General features: G+C 64.5%; 8 protein-coding genes and 1 pseudogene. 5 read left to right on the top strand and 4 right to left on the bottom strand.

Features of this window, described 5'->3' with window-relative positions; all coding sequences use genetic code 11:
• Positions 1-120: 120 nt before the first annotated feature.
• From lepB to FNJ47_RS43140, 3 genes and pseudogenes are all read left to right on the top strand, one after another.
• Positions 121-768, top strand: a pseudogene (lepB, locus tag FNJ47_RS43150) (signal peptidase I); the annotation flags it as partial.
• A 146-nt stretch (positions 769-914) separates the two neighbouring features.
• A complete protein-coding gene (locus FNJ47_RS43145) occupies positions 915-1256 on the top strand; it encodes an MmcQ/YjbR family DNA-binding protein (RefSeq protein WP_163162482.1) in 342 nt (113 codons plus the stop codon).
• A gap of 110 nt (positions 1257-1366) precedes the next feature.
• Positions 1367-1933 (top strand): nucleotidyltransferase family protein, encoded by a 567-nt coding sequence (locus FNJ47_RS43140; RefSeq protein WP_163162480.1) that lies wholly within the window; start codon positions 1367-1369, stop codon positions 1931-1933.
• Between the two features lie 246 nt (positions 1934-2179).
• Here the strand turns inward: FNJ47_RS43140 and FNJ47_RS43135 are convergent, their stop codons facing one another.
• Positions 2180-2794, bottom strand: a complete 615-nt coding sequence (locus FNJ47_RS43135) for a hypothetical protein (protein ID WP_347341799.1) — start codon at positions 2792-2794, stop codon at positions 2180-2182.
• A 150-nt stretch (positions 2795-2944) separates the two neighbouring features.
• Entirely contained in the window at positions 2945-3832 is an 888-nt protein-coding gene (locus tag FNJ47_RS43130; protein WP_163162476.1) for a MipA/OmpV family protein, read from the bottom strand.
• A 257-nt stretch (positions 3833-4089) separates the two neighbouring features.
• Between FNJ47_RS43130 and FNJ47_RS43125 the strand changes: the two genes are divergently transcribed.
• Both FNJ47_RS43125 and FNJ47_RS43120 read left to right on the top strand, forming a co-directional pair.
• On the top strand, positions 4090-4758 hold the full coding sequence (locus FNJ47_RS43125) for a response regulator transcription factor (RefSeq protein WP_347341798.1): 669 nt from the start codon (positions 4090-4092) through the stop codon (positions 4756-4758).
• 17 nt (positions 4759-4775) lie between these two features.
• Entirely contained in the window at positions 4776-6122 is a 1347-nt protein-coding gene (locus FNJ47_RS43120; RefSeq protein WP_236000498.1) for a sensor histidine kinase, read from the top strand.
• Positions 6123-6189: 67 nt separating this feature from the next.
• On the opposite strand, the gene FNJ47_RS43115 is transcribed toward FNJ47_RS43120, so the two are convergent.
• Positions 6190-6744: a PAN domain-containing protein gene (locus FNJ47_RS43115; protein WP_163162470.1), complete on the bottom strand. Its 555-nt coding sequence runs from the start codon at positions 6742-6744 to the stop codon at positions 6190-6192.
• Between the two features lie 153 nt (positions 6745-6897).
• Positions 6898-8025: glutamate--cysteine ligase (locus tag FNJ47_RS43110; protein ID WP_163162468.1), on the bottom strand; the 1128-nt coding region annotated here is incomplete at its 5' end.

The raw sequence follows: 8025 nt of genomic DNA, 5'->3' as shown, positions 1-8025 counted from the left end.
GTGTTGTCGAGCCGGCCGTTGTCGCGGATCTTGAAGATCGCGTGGCTGACGCCGTTCGGCAGCGTCTCGATATAACGGTAGGCGTCCTCGCCGCCGCCGCGATCGTCCTCGGCAAAGCCGGTGCCGTCGGGCTCGATGGAACCGACGCTTTTGATCGGCGACGCACTGGTCGCCTCGAAATTCCCCTATGGCTACGGCGCGGCGTCGCTGCCGATCCAGATCACGCTTCCGGAAACCGGCCGCGTGTTCGGCGAGACGCCGAAGCGCGGCGACGTCGTCGTGTTCCGCTGGCCGGGCGACCGCTCGCAGGCCTGGGTCAAGCGCGTCGTCGGGCTGCCCGGCGATCGCATCCAGATGCGACAGGGCCAGCTCTTCATCAACGATCATCCGGCAGCGCTGAAGCCCGACGGCACCGGCTTTGCCGAGGACGATCGCGGCGGCGGCGAGGACGCCTACCGTTATATCGAGCCGCTGCCGAACGGCGTCAGCCACGCGATCTTCAAGATCCGCGACAACGGCCGGCTCGACAACACCGCCGAGGTGATGGTGCCGCCGGGCCAATTGTTCGTGCTCGGCGATAACCGCGACAATTCCGCCGACAGCCGCGTGCCGGTGCGCGACGGCGGGGTCGGCCTGTTGCCGATCGACAATCTGATCGGCCGCGCCGACGCCGTGGTCGGCTCGTGGGACATGGGCATCCGCAGCCAGCCGGTCTGGACCTGGCTCTCCGGCTTCCGCCTCGCGCGCTTCTTCACCTCGGTGCAGTAAAACGCCTTCGCTCTTTCCGTCATGGCCGGGCTCGACCCGGCCATCCGCGACTTTCCTGCCTTCTGGTCGCCGAAGACGTGGATGCCCGGGACAAGCCCGGGCATGACGATGGGGATAGAGAACCCCTCCATGGGAGAGCATGCGCCGTGACCTTCGACGACATCAGGCACATCGCGCTGGCGTGGCCGGATGTCGAGGACGGCTCCTCCTACGGCACACCGGCGCTGAAGGTGCGCAAGAAGATGCTGGTGCGGCTCAAGGAGGACGGCGACAGCCTGGCGATGCCCGGCGTGCCGCCCGATGAGCGCGACATGCTGGTCGAGAGCCAGCCCAAAGTCTTCTACTTCACCGATCACTACCGCGATTATCCGACCGTCCTGATCCGCCTCTCGAAGGCCAAGCGCCAGACCGTCGAGCCGTTGCTGCGCCGGCACTGGCGCTCGCTGGCGTCGAAGAAGGCGGTCAGGGATTACGACGCGATCGGGTAATAGTTTCTCGTCATTGCGATCGCAGCGAAGCAATCCATGTCACGGCATAACGGATCGATGGATTGCTTCGTCGCTCCGCTCCTCGCAATGACCGGGGGAGATATGGAAGCATGACCTCAGAGCAATTCCTCGCAGCCGCGCTGCGCAACACGGTCAATCGAGCCATCGTCGACGAGCTGGACCGCCTCGGCCTGCCCGATGCCTGGTTGGTGGCCGGCTGCCTGGTACAGAGCGTGTGGAACGTGCTGACGAAGCGGCCGCTCGATCACGGCATCAACGACTACGACGTCTTCTATTTCGATCCGGATACGTCGTGGGAAGCCGAGGACGCCGTGATCCGCGACCTCGCGGCGCGGCTCGGCCACCTCGGCGTCGCGATCGAGGTCCGCAACCAGGCCCGGGTCCATCTCTGGTATCCCGGCAAGCACGGCGTGCCCTACCCCGCGCTGTCGCGTTCGACCGACGGCATCGATCGCTTCCTCAGCGGCAACGTGCAGGTCGGTATCCGCCGCGGCGCGGACAGCTACGACGTCTATGCGCCGAAAGGCTTTGGCGATGTCGCCGGCATGATCGTGCGGCCGAACCGGACCGGGAATTTTTCCGCGGCGAACTATGCGACGAAGGCTGCGCGCTGGAAGGCGCTGTGGCCGGAGATCACGGTGCTGGCGGCGGAGTAGCCTGTCGTCCCTGCCTAGTGCGCAATTGCGCACTAGGCAGGGACGACAGATGCATGTGCGGTCCCTAGCGCACCACGCCTGACGTGAACCCCGCCTTGCGATGCTGCGTGCCTGATCTAGAGGCCAATGATCAAGCCAAGGCTCACCAGGAAAATCACGGCAAGGCCAAGCAAGACGGCCAGCGGGAACCAGTACCGGTCAAACATCGACGTCTCCAAGGGAATTCTCCCGGCTTGTTGATTGGTATCAGCGGACAGCCGCGAGATGCATGTCGCCCAACGTCGTCGGCAGGCTGCGCGTAATGAGGTCGACGATCGCCCGGTGCAGACCCTCATCGTCGCCGTCGCCCGAGCTGATCGGAAAATTCCCGTCGACCGGCCGGCTCGGACCGGCGAGCGGGACGTTCCCCGCATTGCCCAGCGGCTGGGCCGCCTTCTTGACGATGACGTCAAACGTCTTGCCGTCGATCACCCTGATTTCGTAGAGCGCATAGACTTGGCTGTAGGACTCCGTCACCGTCTGGTAGGTGATGAAGCCGACGCCTTCGACCTTCCGGTGGCCGCCACCGTAGGCCGCCTGCGCCTTGGTGATAACGATATACGCATCGAGGCCTTGCGGAGCCACCTCGGTCCGAACCAGCTGCTTGAACGGATCGCCGCGAACAAGGTTGGCGGGCGTGAACGCGGAATCCTTGATGGTGGCAAAGGCGGAACGGCTGTAGGTGACCGGCTGCACCTGAAAGCGGCCGCCCAGCGCCGCCGTCGCCTGCTGGACGATCAGATCATCAAGCCCCCACGGCTCGATAGGGAAGCTTTTGCTGCCATTCTCCAGGCCCGTGAGCCCTCCCTTGGCGACGGTCACTCGATCGCCGACCGCCGAAATGATGCCGACGGTCTTGACCGCCTGCAGCTTGCTGTCGCTGGTCGCAAACGTCGCGCACCCGGCCACATTTGCGGCGACAAGAACGACCGCCGCGAAGCTCGCACATCGACCGCTGCGGCGCATGGGCTCTCATTGAACCTTGACGTCGAATGAATAGGAGGCGCCGACGCCGAACGTGGTCTGATTTGCCGAGCCGCGGACCGTCACGATCGGGCTCTTCGAGGCGTCGCCGAGCAGTCGATCATATTCGATATAGGAATGAACTTCCCACTTCGGATTGATCCGATACGACACCTGCGCGCCGGCGCCGGCCGAATGCGCCCCGCCTTTGGCGTCAAACACCGGCAGCCCGGTCGCCATCGCATGCACGGTATCGATGCTGAAATAGGGCGAGACCGCTTTCGCGCTCTCCAAGGTGAAGCGCGGTCCGGCGGAAACAATGAGGCCGCCGAACACAGGTACGATGAAGTCCGCCGAGAAGTCGGAAACGATGCCGTGGTGCCCGCCAAGGCCCTGGCGCGTCTCGTTGCGCACACGAAACCAGTCGACCGGAAAGTATTCGACGAATCCGCCGAGCTCGAAGGCCGCGTTGACGTCGGCAAGACCGCTGAGCTCGGGGTACCTGCTCGCTTTTCGCGACGTCACGAACTTGCCGACGGGGCCGGCCCGAAAATCACCGAAGTCGACGATCGCGATGCTCGCATTGTCGCGCGGGCTGCGAAACTGGTCGACGGTGCCGGAGCGACGGATCGCGAAAATCGGGACCGGGGTGAACTTGGTGTGGTTTGTACCCTCGAAATCCGGTTTGGACGCCCCGCTCGCGCCAATCATCACCGTCCAGTTGCCGGAGACCGAGGGCAGGAAAGGGACTGAAAAAGGCGGAGCCGGCAACGTGAACGCGGTTTGCGCGGCAGCCTGACCGGGAAAGGCCGCGACGCCGCCAAATGCGGCAGGAAGAGCAGCAACGACGGCACGACGCGCGGTCTTCGCCGCGCAAGAACGGAAGAACTCTCGCATGGCGGATTGTTCAAAACCTCTGACCTGGGCCTTGTGGGAAGGGTTGTTGTCTGGTCGCGGGTAGGTGGCCTGTGAACATTGCCCGAAGATTGCCGCGCCGCGAGCGCCGGCGAAGCGCGGAAAGATTTGTGGCTTGCCTTGTCAAAGCGGCCTGTCGATAAGTGCTGCGAGTGCTGAACCATCGCTGGCGCGATGCCGACACAATCACCTGCAAGATCATCGACCGAACATGCGAGGGAAGGTCTGTGCGCTTTCTCGTGATCGAAGACGAACCGCAAATCTCCGCCTATCTCGACCGGCTGCTCGGACAGCTCGGCGGCGTTATCGACATCGTCGAGTCCGTTACGGATGCAAGGCATGCGCTCAGCAGTTTCAACTACGATCTGGCGATCGTCGACCGAATGCTTCCCGATGGCGACGCGCTCAGTATCGTCACGACGCTGAGCCGACTGCCGGAGAGGCCGGCCATCATCATGCTGACCGCCAAGGACGCCATGGAAGACGTGATCGACGGGCTGAACGGTGGCGCCGACGATTATCTGGGCAAGCCCTTCGAGCCGCAGGAGTTCATCGCGCGAGCACGGGCCGTGCTGCGGCGGCCCCGCGTATTCGTGTCGTCAATGCTTTCGTTCGGCAATGTCGAACTGAAGGTCGGCACCAACGAGGCGACGGTCGCCGGCCACACGGTCCTGCTCCGGCGCCGCGAGGCCTTGATCCTCGAGGCGCTCTTGATGCGACGCGACCGCGTCATCGCCCGCGAAGCGCTGGTCGAGGCCATCTACGGATTCGACGACGAGATCGAATCCAACACCCTCGAGTCGCAAGTGTCTCGGCTTCGCAAGAAGCTTTCCGAACTTGGCAGCAACGTCGAGATCCGCAGCATGCGGGGCATCGGCTACATTCTCAGGATGGCAAGTATCCGATGACGTCGATCGCACGGACATTGACGCTCTCGCTCGGGATGGCCGCCGCCGTGATTTTCTTCGCCGCGGTCGGCCTCGTCTTCTGGCTGTTCATCGCGCAGGAGCCCGAACGCAGCGCCTGCTTTGCGGCCGCCTACGTTCTTGGACGCGCCACCGAGGTCAACCCCGGCGACAGGCTCACAGTCCGCCCCACCGCCCGATTGGAAGAGCTGAAATCCCAAAGCCCGGACCTTTGGTACGTCGTGGCTTACGGAGATGTGACAAGCGAATTCGGCCGCGAACGCAGGCCGCCGCTTCCGGTTTCGCTGCCCTTTGTCGGACCGAGCGGTCTTTCCATGCTCAAGTCGCTCGACCAGAATAGCTCGTTCTGCATGGTCGTCATGCACACCGGCCACGTCCCCGAACTCGTGATGATGATCGGAAACGCCCACGTCCGTCCTGACCAGATCGCGATGTGGTTCATCCTGAAAAATCTGTTGGAGATTTCCCTCTACGCGGCGGGCTACGTATTGATCGTGGCGATCGGCGTGTTCCTCGCCGCGCGCTTCGTTGCGCGCAGCATCGAACGGGTGACGAAGCTTGCGCTCGCGATCGATCCGGCCGCGCCGCAGGGATCGATTTCGCTCGATCGGGTCCCCGCAGAACTGAAGCCGCTGGCCACAGCGCTGAACCGCGCGTTTGATGAAATCCACGCCTACATCCGGACGCAGCGCCGGTTCCTGGGCAATGCCGCCCATCAGCTCCGCACCCCCCTGACGTTGCTGCGCGCCAGGGTCGAGGACGTGGACGATCCCGCCTTGCGGGTGGAGCTGATTCACGACGTCCGCCGGCTGACATCGCTTGTTTCGGCCATGCTGGACTTGGCACGGCTGCAAAACGGGACGCTCGAAAAGCGGCCGATCGACCTTGCGACCGTGACGCGCGACGTGCTGGCAGATTTCAGCCCTTCGGCTTTGGACGCGGGAATAGAACTCTCGCTGGAACACAGCGACGAACCGGCCACCATGGTGCAGGGCGTCGAAGCTGCTATCAGGAGCGCGCTGGCCAACCTCGTCGGCAACGCGCTGATCCACGCCCGGGGCGCCCGATGCATCAGGGCCAGCCTAAGCCGCGGCCGCGTATCGATCAGCGACGACGGCGCCGGGCTCTCTCCGGGCTCGGAGTGCAAGCTGATCGAGCCATTCCAGACCGGCGGCACCACCAGGAACAGCGCCGGCCTCGGCCTGTCGATCGTGCAGGAGATCATGGCCTCGCATGGGGGTGATCTCGTCATTGCGTCGAACCGTGGACAGGGAACGACCGCTTGCCTTCGCTTTCCGGAGGCTGCGTCGGCCATGCCAATTCAGCGCGCAGCCGAGTTAACCTGAGGGCGGGCGCCGGTTCCGGCTGCTGATGACGTCCATCGCCGATCACCTTTGCCGATGTGCGGCGGCGCTACCGCACCACGCCCGACGTGAACCCCGCCTTGCGGCGCGGCGGCTTGATCTCTTTCTTCAGGAAGCAATGCGCGTCGCGGCCGGCATAGCCGGGCCGGGCGTAGGTCCAGGCGCGGCATTTGTTGTCGGCGGTGCAGGCGGCCTGGCAGGCCTCGTCGCCGTCGCTGCTCTTCAGTTCGAAATTCTTGTAGTCGCCGCCGAGGCGGTCGATCGAGGTTTCGATGGCGCCGCTGCGCGGCTCGACCACGCCCGCGCCGCGCACCCCGGAGACACAGCAGACGTCCTGCACCCGCGGCGGCACGCTGTTCTTCAGCCAGCACACCGCGCCGTTGTTGGCGTCGGTCGGATAGTTGAAGCTCCAGGCCCGGCAGCGGCGGTCGCGCTCGCAGGTCAGCGCGCAATCGGCGGGATCGCCGGTCGTGACCGGCGCGCTCGAATAGTCACCACCGGGACGGTCGAAATTGGTCTGCGCCAATACCGGGCGCGCGACGACAACGGCCAACAGCGCCGCGAACATCACCACATACGCCCTAAAGTGGCGGCCTATCCCCATGAGATTGCTTTCAAATTCGCGCAGCCCCGCGCATTCCGCGGGGCGTCATTTGAACGCCGTAAACCTGTACGGCTGATGAACGGCGCTGCGGCGGCAGGTGCGAGGGCACCGCCATCCGGGTGCATGGCCCGCCCGGATCTGGGGTAAGCAGGATTAGAAGGCGTACTCCTGATAGGCCGGCTCCACCGAGCCCTTCCAGGGGCCGTTGAACTTCTCCAGCATCTCTTCCGCCGGCGAGCGGCCGGTCTCGATGATGCGTTCGAGCGGTTCGAGGAAGCGGCTTTCGTCGCGTCCGAGATGGTCGATCCGGCCGCGCCGCCGCAATCCGGCATGCGACAGGACCAGGCACTCCTTGGCGATCTCGAACAGATAGCGATCCTTGATCCGCGACTTGAAGCCGAAGCGCGGCACGTCGTCGCGCAGCGCCTGCCGCTCCGGCGCGGTCCAGTGGCGGACGATGTCCCAGGCGGCATCGAGGCTGTCATTGTCGTAGAGCAGCCCGACCCAGAACGCCGGCAGCGCCGGCAGCCGGCCCCACGGCACACCGTCGGCGCCGCGCATTTCGAGGTAACGCTTCAGCCGCACCTCGGGGAAGATCGTCGAAAGATGATTGGCCCAGTCCGACAAGGTCGGGCGCTCGCCGGGGAGGGCGGCATTCTTGCCGGCGAAGAAATCGCGGAACGACGAGCCCGCGACATCGATATATTCCTCGCCGCGCTTGACGAAATACATGGGAACGTCGAGCGCGTAATCGACATAGCGCTCGTAGCCCATGCCGTCCTCGAATGCGAACGGGATCATGCCGCTGCGCGCATTGTCGGTATCGCGCCAGATCTCGGAGCGGAACGACAGAAAGCCGTTGGGCTTGCCTTCGGTGAACGGCGAATTGGCGAACAAAGCGGTCGCGATCGGCTGCAACGCCAGCGACACCCGCAGCTTCTTCACCATGTCGGCTTCGGAGGAGAAGTCGAGATTGGTCTGCACCGTGCAGGTCCGGAACATCATGTCGAGGCCGTATTTGCCGACCTTCGGCATGTAGTTTCGCATGATCTTGTAGCGCCCTTTCGGCATCATGGGGATCTGCTCCCGCGACCAGGACGGCGTCATGCCGAGGCCGAGGAACCCGATGCCGAGCGGGGTTGCGATCTCGCGCACCTGCGCCAGATGCGCCATCAATTCCGACTGCGTCTGATGCACGGTTTCGACCGGCGCGCCCGACAATTCGAACTGCCCGCCCGGCTCGAGCGAAATCGCCCCGCCCCCGGTGACGTCATAGAGCCC

This window comes from Bradyrhizobium uaiense (assembly GCF_010811875.1).
GTDB classification, from domain to species: Bacteria; Pseudomonadota; Alphaproteobacteria; order Rhizobiales; family Xanthobacteraceae; genus Bradyrhizobium; species Bradyrhizobium uaiense.
Note: the sequence above shows the minus strand (reverse complement) of the source record. Positions and strands in the feature narration are given on the sequence as shown.

Coding starts and splice junctions, on each gene's coding strand:
- FNJ47_RS43130 (WP_163162476.1), bottom strand. CDS start 3,832: ATGCGAGAGTTCTTCCGTTCTTGCGCGGCGAAGACCGCGCGTCGTGCC.
- FNJ47_RS43115 (WP_163162470.1), bottom strand. CDS start 6,744: ATGGGGATAGGCCGCCACTTTAGGGCGTATGTGGTGATGTTCGCGGCG.
- FNJ47_RS43140 (WP_163162480.1), top strand. CDS start 1,367: ATGACCTCAGAGCAATTCCTCGCAGCCGCGCTGCGCAACACGGTCAAT.